The organism is Cryobacterium sp. M25 (assembly GCF_002929635.1).
In the GTDB taxonomy this organism is placed as follows: domain Bacteria; phylum Actinomycetota; class Actinomycetes; order Actinomycetales; family Microbacteriaceae; genus Cryobacterium; species Cryobacterium sandaracinum.
The window spans coordinates 45,925-65,014 of record NZ_PJJU01000041.1; the positions used below are offsets into that span (position 1 = coordinate 45,925).

General features: G+C 68.7%; 18 protein-coding genes and 1 pseudogene. 12 read left to right on the forward strand and 7 right to left on the reverse strand.

Annotated features, from left to right (window positions below; translation table 11 throughout):
- Nucleotides 1-26 precede the first annotated feature (26 nt).
- Genes paaE through paaA form a run of 5 tightly spaced genes read right to left on the reverse strand, consistent with a single transcriptional unit; the run spans nt 27 to nt 3,817 of the window.
- Complete coding sequence (paaE, locus tag CXY81_RS04645; protein ID WP_104194139.1) at nt 27-1,178, reverse strand: 1,2-phenylacetyl-CoA epoxidase subunit PaaE; 1,152 nt, start codon at nt 1,176-1,178, stop codon at nt 27-29.
- Between the two features lie 2 nt (nt 1,179-1,180).
- A complete protein-coding gene (paaD, locus tag CXY81_RS04650; protein ID WP_104170550.1) occupies nt 1,181-1,708 on the reverse strand; it encodes a 1,2-phenylacetyl-CoA epoxidase subunit PaaD in 528 nt (175 codons plus the stop codon).
- A complete protein-coding gene (gene paaC, locus CXY81_RS04655) occupies nt 1,702-2,532 on the reverse strand; it encodes a 1,2-phenylacetyl-CoA epoxidase subunit PaaC (RefSeq protein ID WP_104194140.1) in 831 nt (276 codons plus the stop codon). Before paaC ends, paaD begins: the two co-directional genes overlap by 7 nt.
- Nucleotides 2,529-2,834: a 1,2-phenylacetyl-CoA epoxidase subunit PaaB gene (gene paaB, locus CXY81_RS04660; RefSeq protein WP_104102564.1), complete on the reverse strand. Its 306-nt coding sequence runs from the start codon at nt 2,832-2,834 to the stop codon at nt 2,529-2,531. The genes paaC and paaB overlap by 4 nt, the downstream gene beginning before the upstream one ends.
- A complete protein-coding gene (gene paaA / locus CXY81_RS04665; RefSeq protein WP_104194141.1) occupies nt 2,834-3,817 on the reverse strand; it encodes a 1,2-phenylacetyl-CoA epoxidase subunit PaaA in 984 nt (327 codons plus the stop codon). The genes paaB and paaA overlap by 1 nt, the downstream gene beginning before the upstream one ends.
- A gap of 116 nt (nt 3,818-3,933) precedes the next feature.
- On the opposite strand from paaA, the gene paaI reads away from it, so the two are divergent.
- The 7 genes from paaI (at nt 3,934) to CXY81_RS04700 (ending at nt 10,580) form a co-directional block, all read left to right on the forward strand.
- Nucleotides 3,934-4,368: a hydroxyphenylacetyl-CoA thioesterase PaaI gene (paaI, locus tag CXY81_RS04670; RefSeq protein ID WP_104194142.1), complete on the forward strand. Its 435-nt coding sequence runs from the start codon at nt 3,934-3,936 to the stop codon at nt 4,366-4,368.
- Between the two features lie 33 nt (nt 4,369-4,401).
- The gene (gene paaK, locus CXY81_RS04675; RefSeq protein ID WP_104194150.1) at nt 4,402-5,712 is read left to right on the forward strand and encodes a phenylacetate--CoA ligase PaaK; all 1,311 of its coding nucleotides are present in this window, start codon (nt 4,402-4,404) and stop codon (nt 5,710-5,712) included.
- Between the two features lie 74 nt (nt 5,713-5,786).
- The gene (locus CXY81_RS04680; RefSeq protein WP_104170553.1) at nt 5,787-6,422 is read left to right on the forward strand and encodes a TetR/AcrR family transcriptional regulator; all 636 of its coding nucleotides are present in this window, start codon (nt 5,787-5,789) and stop codon (nt 6,420-6,422) included.
- 54 nt (nt 6,423-6,476) lie between these two features.
- Nucleotides 6,477-6,875, forward strand: a complete 399-nt coding sequence (locus tag CXY81_RS04685) for a hotdog fold thioesterase (RefSeq protein ID WP_104194151.1) — start codon at nt 6,477-6,479, stop codon at nt 6,873-6,875.
- Between the two features lie 10 nt (nt 6,876-6,885).
- Nucleotides 6,886-7,230: a winged helix-turn-helix domain-containing protein gene (locus CXY81_RS04690; protein ID WP_104102573.1), complete on the forward strand. Its 345-nt coding sequence runs from the start codon at nt 6,886-6,888 to the stop codon at nt 7,228-7,230.
- Between the two features lie 71 nt (nt 7,231-7,301).
- The gene (locus tag CXY81_RS04695) at nt 7,302-7,814 is read left to right on the forward strand and encodes a universal stress protein (RefSeq protein ID WP_233193990.1); all 513 of its coding nucleotides are present in this window, start codon (nt 7,302-7,304) and stop codon (nt 7,812-7,814) included.
- Between the two features lie 9 nt (nt 7,815-7,823).
- Nucleotides 7,824-10,580, forward strand: coding sequence for an HAD-IC family P-type ATPase (locus CXY81_RS04700; protein WP_104170554.1), 2,757 nt, complete (start codon nt 7,824-7,826; stop codon nt 10,578-10,580).
- A gap of 94 nt (nt 10,581-10,674) precedes the next feature.
- Here CXY81_RS04700 and CXY81_RS04705 read toward each other — a convergent pair whose 3' ends face one another.
- Nucleotides 10,675-12,870 carry a DEAD/DEAH box helicase gene (locus CXY81_RS04705; protein ID WP_104194143.1) on the reverse strand — a complete coding sequence of 732 codons (2,196 nt, stop codon included), beginning with the start codon at nt 12,868-12,870 and terminating at the stop codon, nt 10,675-10,677.
- 262 nt (nt 12,871-13,132) lie between these two features.
- Between CXY81_RS04705 and CXY81_RS04710 the strand changes: the two genes are divergently transcribed.
- The 3 genes from CXY81_RS04710 (at nt 13,133) to CXY81_RS04720 (ending at nt 15,958) form a co-directional block, all read left to right on the forward strand.
- A complete protein-coding gene (locus CXY81_RS04710; protein WP_104194152.1) occupies nt 13,133-13,612 on the forward strand; it encodes a GNAT family N-acetyltransferase in 480 nt (159 codons plus the stop codon).
- Between the two features lie 62 nt (nt 13,613-13,674).
- Nucleotides 13,675-14,787, forward strand: coding sequence for an aromatic acid exporter family protein (locus CXY81_RS04715; protein WP_146067617.1), 1,113 nt, complete (start codon nt 13,675-13,677; stop codon nt 14,785-14,787).
- A 103-nt stretch (nt 14,788-14,890) separates the two neighbouring features.
- The gene (locus CXY81_RS04720; RefSeq protein ID WP_104194144.1) at nt 14,891-15,958 is read left to right on the forward strand and encodes an alpha/beta hydrolase; all 1,068 of its coding nucleotides are present in this window, start codon (nt 14,891-14,893) and stop codon (nt 15,956-15,958) included.
- Nucleotides 15,959-16,148: 190 nt separating this feature from the next.
- Here the strand turns inward: CXY81_RS04720 and CXY81_RS04725 are convergent, their stop codons facing one another.
- Nucleotides 16,149-16,913: an IclR family transcriptional regulator gene (locus CXY81_RS04725; protein WP_104170558.1), complete on the reverse strand. Its 765-nt coding sequence runs from the start codon at nt 16,911-16,913 to the stop codon at nt 16,149-16,151.
- A 115-nt stretch (nt 16,914-17,028) separates the two neighbouring features.
- On the opposite strand from CXY81_RS04725, the gene hutH reads away from it, so the two are divergent.
- Together hutH and CXY81_RS16015 are read left to right on the forward strand one after the other, a co-directional pair.
- Nucleotides 17,029-18,579, forward strand: coding sequence for a histidine ammonia-lyase (hutH, locus tag CXY81_RS04730; RefSeq protein WP_104194145.1), 1,551 nt, complete (start codon nt 17,029-17,031; stop codon nt 18,577-18,579).
- A 165-nt stretch (nt 18,580-18,744) separates the two neighbouring features.
- Nucleotides 18,745-19,090 (forward strand): annotated as a pseudogene (locus CXY81_RS16015) (hypothetical protein); the annotation flags it as partial.

Consider the following 19,090-nt stretch of genomic DNA (forward strand, 5'->3'; position numbering starts at 1 on the left):
GCGCCATATCTGATGGGCGAGTGGCGCTACACGTCGTAGTCGACGACGACCCGGTCGGTCGTTGGGTGCGACTGGCAGGTGAGCACATAGCCGCGGGCCAGTTCGTCCGGTTCGAGGGCGTAGTTCTCGGTCATCGTGACGTCACCGCTGACGAGCTTGGCGCGGCAGGTGCCGCACACTCCCCCAGCGCAGGCAAACGGAACGTCCGGCCGCACACGCAGGGCGGCGTTCAGGATGCTCTCCTTCGCGTTGACGGGCGTGGTCACCGTGGCGCTCTCGCCGTCGAGCGTGAACTCGATCTCGAAGGTCTTGTCGCCGATTCCGACGACCACCGGCCGCCCGGTGTCGCCGACCGCGTGCGTCGGCTCCCCCGTCGTGAACAGTTCGAACCGGATGTGGCCCGGCTCGACGTCCACGCTCTCCAGCGTGTCGCGGCACAACTGCACCAGTTCGAACGGCCCGCAGAGGAACCACTCGTCGACGGCGGCGGGACGGATGATGCTGGCCAGCATCAGGCGCAGCTTCTCCTCGTCGATCCGGCCGGAGAGCAGGGCGGAGGAGCGAGACTGGCGCGAGAGCACGTGGTGCAGTGCCAGCCGGGCCGGGTACCGGTCTTTCAGGTCGGCGAGCTCGTCGAGGAACATCACGTCGAGCGCGGTGCGGTTTGTGTAGACGAGCGTGAAGCGGGAGGTCTCCGAGCGTTCGAGCACGGTGTGTGCGAGCGACATCAGCGGCGTGATGCCGCTGCCGGCGGCGATGCCGACGATGTGCTTGTCGTCCAGAGTGTCCAGCGCGGTGGTGAACGTGCCCTGCGGGCTCATCACGTCAAGGCGGTCCCCGGCCCGGAGTTCGGTGTTCGCCCAGCTGGAGAAGACCCCGCCGAGGTCGCGCTTGATCGCGACGCTGACCGAGCCGAGCGCGTGCGGACGACAGATCGAGTAGCTGCGGCGCAGCTCCCGGCCGCCGATCGTGGCGCGCAACGCCAGGTGCTGCCCGGGGTCGTAGTCGAACTCCCCCTGCAGCGCCTCGGGAACCAGGAAGGTCACCTCGACGCTGTCCTGGGTGAGCTGACGCACCTCGCCGACGGCGAGGGTGTGGAACCGGGCGCGGCGCTTCGTAGGCTCGGTGGCAGGGTCGAGAACGGCTGAATCGGTACTGCCCAGATTGAGTGCGGCCATGGTTACAACACCTTGAAGTAGTCGAACGGTTCGAGGCAGTCCCGGCACTCGTAGAGCGCCTTGCACGACGTCGAACCGAAGCGGGCGAGTTCCCGCGTATTCAGTGAGGAGCAGCGCGGGCACTTGACCGCGAGTTGGAGCCGGACGGCGCCGGTCGGGCGCACGCCGGAGTGGCCGGTCGGGGCGGCGATGCCATAACTGACCAGCTTCGCCTTGCCCTCCTCGCTCATCCAGTCGGTGGTCCAGGCCGGGGCGAGCACGAGTTCCACGGTGACGTTCTGGTAGTGGGCATTGGTGAGGGCCGCCCGGACGTCGTCGCGCATGGCCTCCATCGCGGGGCATCCGCTGTAGGTCGGCGTTAGGATGACGTGGGTTCCGTCGGCCGAAACGGCGACCGACCGGAGCACTCCCAGGTCTTCAATCGTGAGCACGGGGACCTCCGGGTCGCAGACCTCGGCGGCGATATCCCAGGCCTTCTGCGACGCCGCGTCGCCCGGACGCGGACGGGCGAGGGAGGCCACGGTCACCATTTCGCGCCGGGGTGCGCCCGCGCCAGCACCTGCATCTCGGCGAGCAGCGGCCCGAGGTTCTCGGAGTGGTCGCCGCGGCGCCCGCCCCCGGAGGAGATGAAGCCGCGGGGAACCTCGAGCTCGGCTTCGGCGAGCACGGGGAACATGGCGCTCAGGACTGAGGCCTGGAGGGAGGACGGCCGCACGGCGACGCCCTCGAGCCGGCCGATCAGCGGCTCGTCGACGAAGAGCTCCTCCACGAACGGCCATAGGTCGGAGAGACCGGTGATCATGCGCCGGCGGGATTCCTCGGTGCCCTGAGCGAGGCGCAGCACCCACTGGATGGAATGGTCGCGGTGGTAGTCGACCTCCTTGACGGCCTTGGCCGCTATCGCGGCGAGCGTCGCATCCGTCGACTGCATCAGCGCGCTGTAGAGCTCGAACAGGTAGTGCGCCGCGATGAACTGACGGGCGATCGTGTGCGCGAAGTCGCCGTTGGGCTGCTCGAACAGGTGCGCCGAGCGCCACTGGGGTTCGTCACGCCAGTACGCCAGGTCGTCCTCGGTTCGGCCGGATTCGGCCCCGGCGTAGTGCAACAGGGAACGGGCGTGCCCGATCAGGTCGAGGGCGATGTTGCCGAGGGCGATGTCCTCTTCCAGCTCCGGGGCGCGGGAGATCCACCAGCCCAGGTTCTGGGCCAGCACGAGCGAGTCGTCGCCGAGCCAAAGCGCGTATTCCGCCACGTCGTGCGAGGCGACGGATGCCGCTTCGACCAGTTCCGCGGAGAGCTGGACCGTGTCGACGTCGACGTGGCCGTGGCCGTCCTGCTCGATGGTGTCGCTCACAGGTGCTTCACCCCTTCGCTCTTCGTGTAGTAGCTCGCGTGGCGGTAGTTCTTGCCGGCGGGCGATTCGAAGAAGGCACCCTTCGCATCCGGATCGCTCGTGGTGATCGCGTCGGCAGGCACGACCCAGATCGAGACGCCCTCATTGCGGCGGGTGTAGAGGTCACGCGCGTTGCGCACCGCGAGGGTGGCGTCGGGGGCGTGCAGGGAACCCACGTGGGTGTGGCTGATTCCGCGGCTGGAGCGCACAAAAACCTCCCAAAGGGGCCAGATCTCCTTCTCGGATGCACCGGGAGCGCTCATTATGCGACCGCCTTCACGGCCTGCTTGGCGGCGTACGCGGCAGCAGCCTCACGCACCCACTGACCCTCGTCGTGGGCGTCGCGGCGGCGCTGGAGGCGCCTGGCGTTCGCCGGTCCGCGGCCCGCGAGCACCTCGTGGAATTCGGTCCAGTCAATTTCGCCCATGTCGTACGCACCCTTTTCTTCGTTCCAGCGCAGGTCCGGGTCCGGCAGCGTCACACCGAGCACCTCGGCCTGCGGCACGAGCATTCCGACGAAGCGCTGGCGCAGGTCGTCGTTGGAGAACCGCTTGATGTTCCAGGCCATCGACTGCGCCGAGTTGGGCGAGTCGTCATCGGGCGGCCCGAACATCTGCAGGGCCGGCCAGTACCAGCGGTTGACCGATTCCTGGGCCATCTCGCGCTGGGCGGGCGTGCCGTTCATCAGCTCGAGCAGGATCTCGAAGCCCTGCCGCTGGTGGAAGGACTCCTCCTTGCAGATGCGCACCATGGCGCGCCCGTAGGGACCGTAGGACGCGCGGCAGAGCGGCACCTGGTTGCAGATCGCGGCGCCGTCGACGAGCCAGCCGATGGCGCCCATGTCGGCCCAGGTGGGACTCGGGTAGTTGAAGATCGAGGAGTAGCGCGCCTTGCCCGCGATGAGCTGGTCCGTCATCAGGTCGCGGCTGATGCCGAGAGTCTGCGCGGCGGAGTAGAGGTAGAGACCGTGGCCGGCCTCGTCCTGCACCTTGGCCAGTAGGATCGCCTTGCGCTTCAGGCTGGGCGCCCGGGTGATCCAATTGCCCTCCGGCTGCATCCCGATGATCTCGGAGTGCGCGTGCTGGGAAATCTGGCGGATGAGGGTCTTGCGGTAGCCGTCCGGCATCCAATCACGCGGCTCGATTCGCGAATCGGCGGCAATCAGGTCGTTGAACTGCTGTTCCTCGGCAGACACCGTGGCGGCGCTGTCCGGGGCGATAGCGTAGGGAACTGGCGGGATTGTCATCGTTGACTCCTGGGTTTGGCGAACTTTTACCAACCGATCGTTCAGTTAGTATATGGTTTCCCTACGACCCCCACAACCATGCGTTGCGGCCCGCGGAACTCAATGAGGAGAACCACATGACGGAAGTTTTACCGCCCTCCAACGGGGCCATGATGGAGAACGACCGGGCATCGGCCGCACTCGGCATGGTCGTGCACGCCTCAGAGCCCGGCCGCGCGGTCGTCTCGATGCTCTTGCGGGACGACATGATGAACGGCTTCGACGTGACGCACGGCGGGATCGTCTTCGCTCTGGCCGACACGGCGTTCGCGATCGCCTGCAACGACGACCACCACGTCACGCTCGCGTCGGGCGCCGACATCACCTTTCTGAAGCCCACCGCCGCCGGGCAGACCCTCACCGCGACCGCCGTGCTGCGCACCAAGAGCGGTCGCTCCGGACTTTATGACGTGCGCGTTGCCAACGAGCACAACGTGCCGGTGGCGGAGTTTCGCGGGCGCAGCCGCACCACCAACTTTCCCGTGCCTGGTTCCGTCGCTCCCGTACTTTAAATCCGCATTCCACCAGGAGGCCTCATGTCAACGATGACCAAGACCCGCTTGCACGCCCCGGCCCAGGATGAACTCGATCCCGAGGAGCGGATGTCCCGTGACGAACTGCAGGCGTTACAGCTGACCCGGCTGCAGAAGACCGTACGGCTCGCCTACCAGAACGTTCCTCTCTATACCCGCAAGTTCGACGAGGCCGGAGTGCACCCGGACGACATCCGCACCCTGGACGATGTGGCCATGCTGCCCTTCACGACCAAGGACGACCTGCGCGTCTCCTACCCGTTCGGCATGTTCGCGGTGCCGATGGACCAGGTCGCGCGCATCCACACCTCCTCCGGGACCACCGGGCTGCCGACCGTCGTCGGCTACACGAAGAAGGACCTCAGGATGTGGGCGGGCCTTGTGGCGCGCAGCCTTCGCGCCTCCGGCGTGCGGCCCGGCATGCGCGTGCACAACGCGTACGGTTACGGCCTCTTCACCGGCGGCCTCGGCGCGCACGCGGGCATCGAAGCGCTGGGCGCCACCGCCATCCCGATGTCCGGCGGCCAGACCAACAAGCAGGTCAAGATGATCCAGGACTTCGAACCGGACGTCATCATGGCCACGCCCAGCTACCTGCTGACGATCACGGATGCGATGGTCGCGGCCGGCATGGACCCTCGCTCGTCCAGCCTGAAGGCGGGCGTGCTCGGCGCGGAGCCGTGGACCAATCAGATGCGGCTCGAGCTGGAAGACCGCCTCGACTTCGACGCGCTCGACATCTACGGGCTCAGCGAGGTGATGGGCCCGGGCGTGGGCAACGAGTGCATCGAGACGAAAGACGGGCCGCACCTCTGGGAGGACAACTTCCTGCCCGAGGTCATCGACGGCGACAGCGGACTCGTGCTGCCTGACGGCACCCAGGGTGAGCTCGTGTTCACGTCGCTGACCAAGGAAGCTTTCCCGGTCATCCGTTACCGAACCCGCGACCTGACCCGCCTGCTGCCCGGATCGGCGCGCCCCGGCATGCGCCGGATGGAGAAGATCACGGGTCGCAACGACGACATGATCATCCTGCGCGGCGTCAACCTGTTCCCGACCCAGATCGAGGAGATCGTGCTCAGCATCCCGAGCCTCTCCCCGCACTTCGTGATCGAGCTGACCCGGCCGAACCGGATGGACGAACTGACCGTTCGGATCGAACGGCACGAGCACGCCAGCGATGTCGCCTCCGACATCGCCTCAGCGCTGCTGATCCATAAGATCAAGGACCTGATCGGGTCCAGCGTCAACGTGTTGATCGTCGAACCCGGCACGCTCGAGCGCAGCACCGGCAAGCACAAGCGTGTCTACGACCTGCGCTGAGTCTGCCGCACAACCCGCGCAGTCACGGGCCGGTCGTTCCTCCGGAAACCCGGCCCGTGACAGACTTCTCGATTATGTCTGAACCAGCCCTGGCCAAACGTGGCCGCCCCGGATACGACCAGCCCGCCATTCTCGAGGTGGCGGTCGCCGCCTTCAACGAGTTCGGTTACGACGCCACCTCGATGGGCGTGCTCGCGACCCGCCTCGGCCTGTCGAAATCGGCGATCTACCACCACTTCACCTCGAAGGAGGAGCTGCTGGAACAGGCTCTCGGCGAGGCCCTCGACGGACTCGAAGGGGTGCTGCTCAAGCAGAGCGCCCAGTGCGGCCCGGCCATCGACCGGCTCGCCGCGGTGCTGCGCGGAGCCGTGGAGGTGCTCACCTCCCGGCTGCCCTACGTGACGCTGCTGCTGCGGGTGCGCGGCAACACGGATGTCGAGCGCGCCGCGCTCGCCCGCCGCCGCACATTCGACCGGGCCGTATCCGCCCTCGTGGTGGAGGCCCGCGATGAGGGTTCCCTGCGCGGCGACATCGACCCTCGGATCGTGACCCGGCTGCTGTTCGGCATGGTGAACTCGATCGTGGAGTGGTACCGGCCGGAGGGGCCGGAAGATGCCGGTCACCTCGCCAACGATGTGCTCGCGGTGGCGCTCGACGGGCTGCGGGTGGCGCCGGGCTCGCGGGTCTCGGCGAGCTCGACCACCGAATAGAGGAGAAACGTGAACGAGAACTGGAAGATCACGCTCGGCGAACTTGACGAGAAGATGGGCGTGACCATTGTCGAGCAGTCCGCGGAGCGGGTCGTCGCGACGATGCCGGTGGAGGGCAACCGGCAGTCCTTCGGGCTGCTGCACGGCGGGGCATCCGTCGCCTTCGCCGAGGCTCTCGGCTCGTGGGCTGCCGTGATCCATGCGGGCCCGGGGCGGAGCGCGGTGGGCCTCGACATCAACGCGACCCACCACCTCGCGGCGCGGTCGGGAATCGTGACCGGGGTGGCGACGGCCATCCGGCTCGGGCGCACGATCGCCTGCCACGAGATCGTGATCAGCGACGACCAGGGCCGTCGGTTGTGCACCGCGCGCATCACGAACCTGATCGTCGACGCGCCCGACCGGCCGGCGTTCGTGCCCCGGGCGCAAGACGGCGCGACACCGGTGGACTAATCTCACTTACATGAACGCATCGGACCCTGACCAGGAGCCCCGGCCCACCCCCGGGAGCGACGCCCGCTGGACGTTCCTGACCAACCACGCGCACGTTCTCGTCACGATCGCGCGGGATCCGCAGTGCCGGATGCGCGAAGTGGCCTCCCGGGTGGGCGTCACCGAGCGCGGCGCCCAGAAGATCATCGCCGATCTCGTGGCGAGCGGTTACATCACGAGAACCCGGGTCGGGCGGCGCAACAGCTACCAGATCGCCCCCGGGCGACCGTTCCGGCATCCGGTGTCCGAAGGCCACGAACTCGACGAGCTGCTCGCCGTGCTCGTGCCGGTCCCACCCCCCAAGTTGGACACCTGAACGGCAGTTCGCTAATCTGGAAGTGTTCTGATCGTTCTTCCTCATTCATCCCCCAGTTCGGAGAGTCCGCCGTGAGCACCGAAGGCACCACCCCTGCAGGCACACCGGAAACCGCCGAGGCGTCCACGCCGGCGCCGTCACCGGCCGGCAGCATCGTCGTCGGCCACGACGGCTCGGCCTTCGCAGACCACGCGCTCAGCACGGCGCTCGGGCTCGCCGATCAGTTGCACGCCCCGGTCGTGATCGTGCGCGCCTGGTCAATCGACACCGCCCCCAGGCCCGCGAACTGGGAGTTCGGCTACGTGTCGACGTTCGCCGAATACTCGGAGGCGGTTCGGGCCGCACTGATCGAGGACACCGCTGCGCTGGTGCATGCCTTCCCGCACATGACCGTCGACTACCGGGCCGTGCATGCGGGGCCTGCCCGCAGCCTGATCGAGGTGTCGCGTGAGGCGCGGATGCTCGTGGTCGGTTCCCGCGGGCGCGGCAACCTGGCCGGACTGTTGTTGGGCTCGGTCAGCGACCAGTGCACCCGGCTCTCGGTCTGCCCGGTGCTGGTGACGCGCAAACGGCCGAATCGCTGACCCAGACGGATGCCCACCACCTCTCCCGCAGCGGCGGCCACCGAGCACGCCGCCTGGCACACCCTCTCGGCCGCTGAAACCACGGCGGCGCAGGACGTCGACGCCCGCGCCGGGCTCGCCGCATCCGAGGTCGACGACCGCCGTCGGCGATACGGACCGAACCTGCTGCGTAAGCCGGACCGCGTGCCGACCTGGCGCAAGATCCTGCGCCTTCTCGGAGAGAAGATGACGATCGTGCTTCTGGTGGCCGCGGTCGTCAGCGCCGTCGTCTCGCGGGAACTCGAGACACCGATCGTAATCCTGGTCGTGATCATCCTCAACACCGTTCTGAATTATGTGCAGGAGCGGAGGGCCGAGAGCAGCCTCCAGGCGCTGCAGCAGCTGTCGGAAGGCAAGGCCGTCGCTCGGCGGGACGGAACCGAACTCGAGGTGCAATTCTCCGATCTTGTGCCGGGCGACATCGTGCTCCTCGATGCCGGGGACTCCGTTCCGGCGGACGGTCGCATCATCGAGAATGCCGGCTTGCAGGTGGCCGAGGCGACCCTGACCGGGGAATCCGAGCCGGTCGGGAAGACGATTCCCGCTCTGGACGATGCGGAACTGCCGCTCGCAGACCGCACCAACATGCTTTTCATGAACACCTTGGTCACTCGCGGCCGCGCCACCATGGTGGTCACCGACATCGGCATGGGCACGGCCGTCGGCGGCATCGCGGTGCTGTTGAACGAGGTGAAGAACGACAAAACACCGTTGCAGCGGAGGATCGACCAGCTGGCCCAGCTGCTCACCGTTGCGGCGCTGGTCGTGGTGGCGATCGTCTTCGTGCTGGGCCTCCTGCGCGGGGAGTCCTGGACCGAGCTGCTGATCACCGCCGTCTCGCTGGCCGTGGCGACCATTCCTGAGGGTCTCACCGCGGTCGTCGCGTTCACCCTGGCGATGGGCGCTTCCCGGCTGGCCGCCCGAGGCGCCATCATCAAGCAGCTCTCGGCGGTGGAAACCCTCGGCAGCGTCAGCCATATCGCCACCGATAAGACCGGCACGCTGACCATGAACGAGATGACGGCCCGCCGACTGCACACCCATGGCCGCGATTTCCGCATCACCGGCGAGGGCTACTCCACCGACGGCCGGATCCTCACCGGCGATGACCGTCCCCTGCCTGACCTCACCGAGGCGTTCCTAACCATGGCCCTGTGCAATGACGCCGTACTGAACGACGGCGTGCTGGTCGGCGACCCCACCGAAGGAGCCCTGGCCGTACTCGCCGAGAAGGGCGGCATCGACGTCGCAGCTGCGAGGCGGACCCACCCCCGGGTAGCCGAAGTGCCCTTCGATTCCGACTACAAATTCATGGCCACATTCCACCGGCCGGCAGAGCCGACGACCGGACTGCCGCGACCGCCCGGACACCGCTGCTTCGCCAAGGGCGCACCGGGCGCACTGCTGCCCCTGACCGACTCGGTGCTCACCGACGACGGCATCCGCCCTCTCGATGCCACCATGCAGCAACGAATCCACGACACCATCCAGGAACTGGCCGGTGAGGGCCTGCGCACGATCATGGTCGCCGGACGCACCCTCGACGCCGGCACCGTTCCGGGCGACGACGCGGGTCGCTCCCTGGTCACCGGTCTGACCCTCTACGCCATCGTCGGAATCGTCGATCCACCCCGGGTTGAGGCGGCCAAGGCCATCGCGGTGGCGCTCGGCGCCGGCATCCGCGTGCACATGATCACGGGCGACCATCTCGTGACGGCCTCGGCCATCGCCCGCAACCTGGGCCTGCCCGGAGAGGCTGCTGCCGGTCCTACGCTGGACGACCTCGACGACCACGCGCTCGCCGCCCGGGCCGCTGACTACGGGGTGCTCGCCCGGGTCACCCCGGCCCACAAGATTCGGGTGGTCAGGGCGTTGCAGGCCGGCGGCAATGTCGTTGCAATGACCGGTGACGGCGTCAACGACGCGCCGGCCCTGAAGCAGGCCGACATCGGCATCGCCATGGGTATCACCGGCACGGATGTCTCCAAAGGCGCCGCAAACATGATCCTCACCGACGACAACTTCTCCACGATCGTCGCCGCGGTGCAGGAGGGACGCGGCATCTACGCCAACATCCTGAAGTTCGTCAGGTTCCAGCTGACCACGGCGTGGGGATTCGTGCTCATCTTCCTGATCGCGGGCGTCACCGGGTGGGCCGCGGGCGCGCCGTTCACGGCGCTTCAGATCCTCTGGGTCAACATCATCATGGACGGCCCACCCGCACTGGCGCTCGGCTTGGATCCGGCCGAACCCGGAACGATGAGCTGGCCTCCGCGCCCGTCCGACGAACCTCTGCTCACTCGGGACAGGATGCTGCGTATTCTCGGGCTCGGCCTCGTCATGGCCGCGGGAACCCTGACCGTGTTGACCCAGGCGTCCGCCCTGTTCCCGGACAGTGCGGGCAACGCGGCCTTCGCCACCACCCTCGCGTTCACGACCTTCGTCTTCTACCAGGTGTTCAACCTGCTCAACGTGCGCTCGGACACCCACTCCGTCTTCTCACTCCAGACGTTCACCAACCGCAGCATCTGGCTGGCACTCACCGCCGTGATCATCCTGCAGGTCCTCGTGGTGCAGATGGACGTGCTCCAGGGACTCTTCGACACGACCTCCCTCACCTCGGGCCAATGGGGTCTGTGCGTGCTGGTCGGGTCGTCGGTGCTCTGGATCGAGGAGGTCCGAAAAGCCATCGTGCGGGCAGCCGGGCATCGCGCAGCTCGCCGCTGAGGCCTGCCCGACCCGCAACGCGAGAAGGAGCACCCACCGTGACGGCGGATGCCCCTTCTCGCGTTATTTCAGGAGGTGCTGGAGTTGCTGGCGACTACATTCCGGCGAGGTCGCGCACCGACGTGTCGCCGGGGGCCGCGTTCGTGAAGGAGGCCTCGATCTCGGCGCGGCCCAGCAGCTCATCCATGCGGCGGCGACGCTGCTTCGGGATGAGCGTGACGACGGTACCGGACTTGCCGGCGCGCCCGGTACGACCGGAGCGGTGCAGGTAGGTCTTGTACTCGTCGGGAGCGTCGGCCTGGATGACCAGGTCGATGTCGTCCACGTGGATGCCGCGAGCCGCGACATCCGTTGCCACCAGCACGTTGACGCGACCGCTGGTCAGCATCTGCAGGTTGCGGGTGCGTCGAGCCTGGTTCAGGTCGCCGTGCAGGCTCGTGGCCTTCACGCCGGCGTCTTCGAGCTGCTCGGCGAGCTGTTCGGCGTAGGCACGGGTGCGCGAGAAGATCAGCGTCTTGCCCTGGCGGTCGACGAGCTGGCCGATGATGGCGCTCTTGTCGCGGTGCTCGATGACGAGCACGCGGTGGTCGATGGTGGAGGAGGCCTGATCTTCGCCGGCAACCTCGTGCACGGCCGGGTTGACCAGGAATTCCTTGACCAGCGAGGCGACGCCCTTGTCGAGGGTGGCCGAGAAGAGCAGCTTCTGGCCGCCCTTCTTGGTCTGACGCAGGATGCGCTGAACCGGCTCGAGAAAACCCAGGTCGCACATGTAGTCGGCCTCGTCAAGGACGGTGACGACGACCTCGCGGAGGTCGAGGCGACCCTGCTCGATGAGGTCTTCGATGCGACCGGCGGTGCCGATGATGATGTCCACGCCGCGCTGGAGGGCGCTGACCTGGCGGTACTGCGGAACGCCGCCGTAGATCTGGGTGGTGAAGAGGCCGACGCTGCGGGCGATGGGCTGGATGGTGCGGTCGATCTGCAGGGCCAGCTCACGGGTCGGGGCCAGAATGAGCGCGCGGGGCTTGCGGGCCATCTTGCGGTCCTTGGCGCCGTTGTTCTCCAGCAGCTTCTCCACGAGGGGAGCGCCGAAGGCGATGGTCTTGCCGGAACCGGTCTTGCCACGTCCGAGCACGTCGCGCCCGGCGAGTACGTCCGGGATGGTCGCGGCCTGGATCGGGAACGGCGCTGCGGCACCGAGGGTGGCAAGCTCGCGCACGATGTTCTCACCGAGGCCCAGGTCGCCGAAGGTCACGCCGATGACTTCGGCAGCCGTCGTCGCGATGGCTTCGAGGCGCTCAAGCACGACGTCGTCACCAGCGGCGAAGTGCGCCTTGGTGTCGCGGTCGGGGTAGAAGTTGCTGGAGTGGCCGCCATCGGACGCCGAGCGGGCCGGACGCGCCGGACGGTCGGAGTTCGAACGCTCGGAACGGTCGTAGCCGCCACGCTCGGTGCGGGCCGGACGGTCGCCGTAGGACGGACGGTCGTTGTTGTACGCCGGACGATCCGTGCGTGGGGCACGGTCGCCGTAGGAGGGTCGGTCGTTGTTGTAGGACGGACGGTCCGTGCGCGGACGGTCGTTGTTGTACGCCGGACGATCCGTGCGTGGGGCACGGTCGCCGTAGGAGGGTCGGTCGTTGCCGTAGGACGGACGGTCCGTGCGGGAACGGTCGTTGTTGTACGCGGGACGGTCCGTGCGCGGACGGTCGTTGTTGTACGCGGGACGGTCCGTGCGCGGACGGTCGTTGTTGTACGCCGGACGATCCGTGCGCGGACGGTCGTTGTTGTACGCCGGACGATCCGTGCGCGGGGCGCGGTCGCCGTACGACGGACGGTCGTTGTTATACGCCGGACGATCCGTACGCGGGGCGCGATCGCCGTAGGACGGACGGTCGGTGTTGTACGCGGGACGGTCGCTGCGGGGACGGTCGGTGTTGTACGCGGGACGGTCGCTGCGGGGACGGTCGCTGTTGTACGAGGGGCGGTCTCCGCGCGGGGCACCACCAGAAGAAGGACGGTCGCTGCGGTTCGGGCGGTCGCCGTAGGTGGGGCGCTCGGAGCGCTGGCCGTAGGCCGGACGGTCGTTGCCGGCAGGGCGGCCGTTGCCGTAGGCCGGACGGTCATTGCCTGCGGGGCGGCCGGCGGCACGGTCGGCCCGCTCGCCGGCGTTCCACCGGGCTTTCTTGGGTGCACCCTCGGCGGCGTTGTGGCCGCGGTGTCCGGGGCTCTTGCTGCCGCCCTTGGACGGTCCACCCTTGGCGGAGTACTTGGGATCGAAGTTCTTAGGCATGGAAAATGTTCCTGGGTTGTATTGGGTACATGGCAGAACAACGCCGCACACGCGACGCAACCTGAGAACCCGGGCAGTCTATGGCCGGGGCCGTTCACATACAGTGATTTTTCACCAGCGGATTACTGGGAAACCGGCCCATCCTGACTTACAAACCCATCCGCGCACACAAAGAAACACACGGTGTCAAGAGCCGACCTGTCTACGTTACCTGATCGATGCCGCAATGTCACGGATCACCTTCACCGTTTACTCTGTTCACATGCTGACGACCATCAACATTGAGTCCCCGCGGCAGCCGGAGATCGCCGAGTTGCTGCGACTGAGTGGCGATTGCGCCCACTCGCTGTACCCACCGGAGAGCAACTTTCTGCTCGACGTCGACGAGCTCGAGCAGCCGGGTGTCGCCGTGTACGTCGTGCGGGATGCGACGGCCCGCGCCCTGGGGATCGCCGCGCTGGTGGGTGGGGCCGGCACGACCAGCGCGGCGGAGCTGAAGCGCATGTTCGTGCACCCCGACGCCCGGGGCCGCGGCGTGGCCGCCCGCCTGCTGGCGGGGATCGAGACGGATGCCGCGGCCCGCGGCATCCGAGAAATCGTGCCGGAGACCGGGCCGGAGAGCTATGCGGCGCTCTCCTTCTATCGGAGCGTCGGCTACCGGGAGGTTCCCCTGTTCGGTCAGTACGTGGGCGAAGCCTTCAGCGTCTGCTTCGCCAAGACGATCCCGGGAACCCGGCCATGACCCGGGATCGGGCAGCCGCCGGCACTTCGGCGCAGGTGAGTGTGCATCGCGCACGGAGGACGGTGTCCTGGCTGGGAGTGGCCGCGACCAGCCCGAGAATCGTGCAGGCGGTCAAGGCCGCCATCGCCGTCGCCATCGCCTGGTCGATCGCGCCGTTGCTGCCTGGTGTGGCGGATGACTACCCCTACTACGCCCCGCTGGGCGCGCTAGTGAGCATGTACCCGACGCTGATGAGTTCGGTGCGAAACGCCCTGCAGACCCTGGGCGGCCTCACCGTCGGAATCCTGCTCGCGGGGGCGGTCATCGTTTTGAGCGAGCCGAACGTTCTCACCATCTCGCTCGCGGTTGGCGTCGGCGCCGCGATCTCGGCCACCGGCTGGTTCGGCGCCAGCCGGGAGTACATTCCGGTGACGGCGCTGTTCGTGCTGATCGTCGGCGGGCCGAATGCCGACGGTTATTCCATCGGGTATCTGGTGCAGATGACGCTGGGAATCGTGATCGGCCTCGCCGTGAACCTCCTCTTCTTTCCGCCGTTGGCCTTCGAAGCCGTCGGCCAGCAGCTGATCCGCTTTCGCCGCACCCTGGCCGACCAGCTCTCGGAGGTGGCCGACGCCCTGGCCGACAGCTGGCCGCCTGAACGGGACGGTTGGGCCTTCCGCAGTCAGGAGCTCGTGGCGGTTGGCCGCGCGGTGCGCGTGGCGGTCAGTCACGCCGATGACAGTCGCAAGGGCAACCCGCGCGCCCGCGTGCATCAGCGGGATCTTCGCTCGGACTACGACGAGCTGTCGGCCCTTGAGGACGTGACCTTCCACGTGCGCGACTTGACGGAGGTGCTAGCCGCGGCGGTCTGGGGTCAGCCGGTCCAGCTCGAGTTGCACCCCGAGTTGCGGCCGGCGCTCGGCCGGACCTTACACGCCGCGGCCGCCGTGCTGCGGGACTGGGACACGGATGATGACGAGCAGGCGGCATTCGCCGAGGCGGGTGCCGCTCTGACGGACCTGATGACCGAGCTGGACGAGCGGCGAAACTCTGCCCCGGTGATGTCGCTGGGGGTCGCGGCGACGGTCGCGATGGACGTCACCCGCATTCTCACCGCCCTACGGCCGCATATCCTGCCAGAGGCCGACGAGGCCGACGAGGCCGACGAGGCCCCGGACCCGACGCCGACGCGCTAATCCAGGCGAGGACGCCCCGCCCCGCCCCCCCCCCCGAACGGGATTCGGTGCGGCGCGAGAGACGAATTAGTCTCAATGCACTACCCCGCAGCTCGGAGCACACGTGAACACCGGCCCACGCCATCCCCGATTCGGCTCGCGTCGCATCCGTTTTCTGACGATTGCCGGCGCGGTGAGCATCGCCGTGGCTGCGACGGCCCTCCTCGGCGGCTTCCGCCCCCAGCTGTATTCCGTGACGCCCGACGAACCCGGCGACCAGCGCAGCGAGCTCGTCACGACCCAGATCGTCGGCATCCGAACGTTCGAGCGGCCAGGTGGCATCACGGTCGACGAAAATGTTGAGTACGGCACCCAGGCGGACGGTGCCGTGCTCACTCTCGACGTGTGCTCGCCGGCGATCACCCCCGCTGGGGAAACGACCCTCGAGGCGGCGCCGCCGGTCGTGCTGTCATCGGAGGACGCGGCGACCGCGCTGCGTCCGGCCGTCATCTCCATCCACGGCGGCAGTTGGGCCCGAGGCGACAAGGGCAACAGCGACTGGCGCGCAGTCTGCGCCTGGCTCGCCTCCGAGGGATTCGTCGCCTACTCGGTGAACTACCGGATGGTACCGGATGCCGTGTTCCCCGCCGCGCTCGACGACGTCGCCCTGGCCGTGGAGTGGGCCCGCGACCCCGTCAATGCGCAGACCTACGGCATCGACCCCGACCGGATCGGCGTGTTCGGCGGCTCGGCCGGCGGCAACCTCGCCGCTCTGCTCGGCACCCGCGGTTCCGGGTCGCTGACCACGGGGGCCCGGGTCGCCGCGGTCGCCGAACTCTCCGCGCCGCTCGACCTCAGCCACAAGGCGCTCGTCACGGGCCGGGCCCCCGCGGGGCTGCAAAACATTGTGCGCGACTACGTCGGCTGCGAAACCCTGCGCGACTGCGCCAATGCCACGGCCGCGTCGCCGGCGAGCACCCTTGACCGCAGCGATCCGCCCGTATTCCTCGGCTCGTCGACCGACGAGTACATTCCGCTGTCGCAGGCCACCGGGTATGCGGCGGCACTCGAACGCTCGGGCGTCGCCCACGAGCTCGTGACGGTGCCGGGAACGCTGCACTCGATCGGCATCCTCGACGCAACCATGCGCGAGAAGGTGGCTGCCTTCCTTCACACGACGCTCGGTGAGTAGCTGCGAGGCCGTCTGGCGGCGGCGGGCCGGCGGTGCGGCGCGTCCTCGCGGCGCAGGGTAGGGAAGCGGGCACATGTTCTAACGTGCGCCCGCCTCCACAGGGTGCGCCGCGAGCGTTGTGGAGGCCGCGAGCCACGGCAGGCAGCGCGGAGGCGGGGAGCCGAGGGCAGGCAACACATGCGCCGCAGGGCTACGTGCCGCGGATGCGCCGGGAGAGCTGCGCGGCGGTGCCGCCGAGCTGCGCGGCGAGCGCCGGCCAGTCCGCCTCGGCGATGCGCTCGCGTGGGAAGGTGACGGCGATGCCCGCGGCGGGCCAGCCCGCGTGGTCGCGCACGGCCACGGCAACGGATGCCATCCCCTCCGTGATCTCCCCGTCCTCCAGGGCATACCCGTCCCGGCGCACCTGTTCAAGCAGGGTGCGCAGCTCCGCCGTGGTGCGTGGTCCCCGGCCGTGGCGCGTGGCGAAGGCGGCGGCGTTGGGGTACAGCGCCCGGAGCTGGGCTGCCGGCAGCGCGGCGAGGAGCGCACGCCCGCTCGCGGTGAGGTGGCTCGGGAGGCGCACGCCGACATCCGTCACCAGCGACGGACGACGGGGGGCGCGCTCCTCGACGAGGTAGATCACGTCGCGCCCGTGCAGCACGACGAGGTGGGCGCTCTCACCGAGCCGGTCGACCAGCGCAGCGACGAGCGGACGGCCAAGGTGTGAGAGGGGCTGCTGCCGGGAGAAGCCCGAGCTCAGCTCGAAGGCGGCCAGTCCGAGGCCGTATCGCTGTTCCTCGGGCAGGTGCACCACGAAGCCCTGGTCGGCGAGCACCGCGAGCAGGTCGTAAACGCTCGAGCGGGGCAGGCCGAGGGCCGTGGCGATCTGGGACGCCGGCACCGGGCCACGCTGCGTGGCCAGATGGGAGAGGATGCGCAGCGTGCTTTGCGCCGCCGGAACCTTCGACGGGGTCATGCGCCTGCCTCCCGTGAACGGTGTGCGTGAACGGCACCACTGAATGTCCGGTATCCCGGACAGCATCCACTCTAATCCCGTCGTGCGGGCGGCCCGGCTGGTGTCGAATCGGAGTATGAACCTCGCTAGCGCATCCGTCACCGTGGGTACCGGCCCGATCTCGTTCGCCGACGTCACCGCGGTGGCCCGCCACGATGCGCCCGTCCTGCTGCCCGTGGCGGCGCGTGAGGGCGTCGCCTCGACCCGCCGCATCATCGAGGGACTCGCGCAGGACGTGCACCCGCACTACGGGATTTCTACCGGCTTCGGGGCTCTTGCGACGACGTTCATCGAGAGCGACCGCCGCGCCCAGCTGCAGGCGAGCCTGGTGCGCTCGCACGCCGCGGGCAGCGGTCCCGAGGTCGAGCGCGAGGTCGTGCGCGCGCTGATGCTGCTACGCCTGTCGACTCTGATGACCGGGCGCACCGGCGTGCGGCCCGTGGTCGCCGAGACCTACGCGGCCCTGCTCAACGCCGGGATCACCCCCGTCGTACACGAATACGGCTCGCTCGGCTGCTCGGGCGACCTCGCACCGCTCGCGCACTGCGCGCTCGCGGTGATGGGCGAGGGGCTGGTGCGGGATGCGTCCGGCACCCTGATGGACGGCGGTCTGGCCCTGGCCGCGGCCGGCATCACCCCGGTCGTGCTGGCCGATAAGGAGGGGCTCGCCCTGATCAACGGCACCGACGGCATGCTCGGGATGCTCGTGCTCGCCCTCGCCGACCTGTCCCGCCTGCTCACGACCGCCGACATCGCTGCGGCCATGAGTGTCGAGGCCCTCCTCGGCACGGATGCCGCCTTCGCCGCCGACCTGCAGGCCCTCCGCCCCCAGCTCGGCCAGGCCACGAGCGCGGCCAATCTGCGCGCGCTGCTGGCCGGTTCCCCGCTGCTCGCCAGCCACTCCGGTCCCGACGACCCCACCGTGCAGGACGCCTACTCCATCCGCTGCGCCCCGCAGGTGCACGGCGCCGCCCGGGACACGATGGACCACGCCGCCCTGATCGCCGGCCGCGAGTTGGCCAGCGCGGTTGACAATCCCGTGGTCACCCTTGACGGCCGGGTGCAGTCCAACGGCAACTTCCACGGCGCCCCGGTGGGCTACGTGCTCGACTTCCTCGCGATCGCCGCCGCGGACGTCGCGAGCATGAGCGAGCGGCGCACCGACCGCCACCTCGACGCGAACCGCAACAAGGGACTGCCGCCGTTCCTGGCGCACGAGGTCGGCGTCGACTCGGGGCTGATGATCGCCCAGTACACCGCCGCCGGGATCGTGTCGGTTTTGAAGCGGCTGGCGGTGCCGGCATCCGTCGACTCGATCCCGTCGTCGGCCATGCAGGAGGACCATGTGTCGATGGGGTGGGCGGCCGCCCGCAAGCTGCGGCACTCGATCGACGGCCTCGGCCGGGTGCTCGCGATCGAGGTGATGACGGCGTCGCGGTCGCTCGACCTGCGCGCGCCGCTCACTCCCGGCGCGGCCACCGGCGCGGTGCGGGCCCTCGTGCGCACGGTGGCCGACGGCCCCGGCCACGACCGGTTTCTCTCCCCCGAGATCGAGGCGATCGTGGGCCTCGTGGCGTCGGGCGCGGTGCGGGATGCCGCGGCGGGCGTGGTCGGGCCGCTGGCCTGAGGCCCCGCAGGCGTCGCAGGACAGCACGGAATCCGGGCTGCGTCAATCGCTTGTCGGCCCCTCGGGCCCATGTCATGATGTGACCCGCTAACCCGTTGCAACCGCCCCGGAATTGCCCGTCGATGCCCTGAATCGATGCCCTGAAACAGTGAACTGCGGAGACTCATGAACCTCTCCCCCCGATTTCGTCTCCGCCTTTCCCTGCCCCCGGTCCCGCCGCGGTACCTGGCGACGCCGCTCGCCGCCGCCGTCATCGTCGCCCTCGCGATTTTCGGGACACCCACACGGTCCCTCGCCGACGACGCCCCTATTGCTGCAACGGAGGATCCGGCTGCCGCGGTGCCCGCTGTCCCTGAGACATGTCCCACGCTCCTCTCGACGAATGCTACGCCGGCCGCGGATCCGGTCGACTCGGTCGCCGCGCCCTGCCCCATCAATGCGCCGACTTCTTCCTCGGTGCCGACGCTCACCCCGACACCCGAGCCCGAGCCCGAGCCCGAGCCCGAGCCCG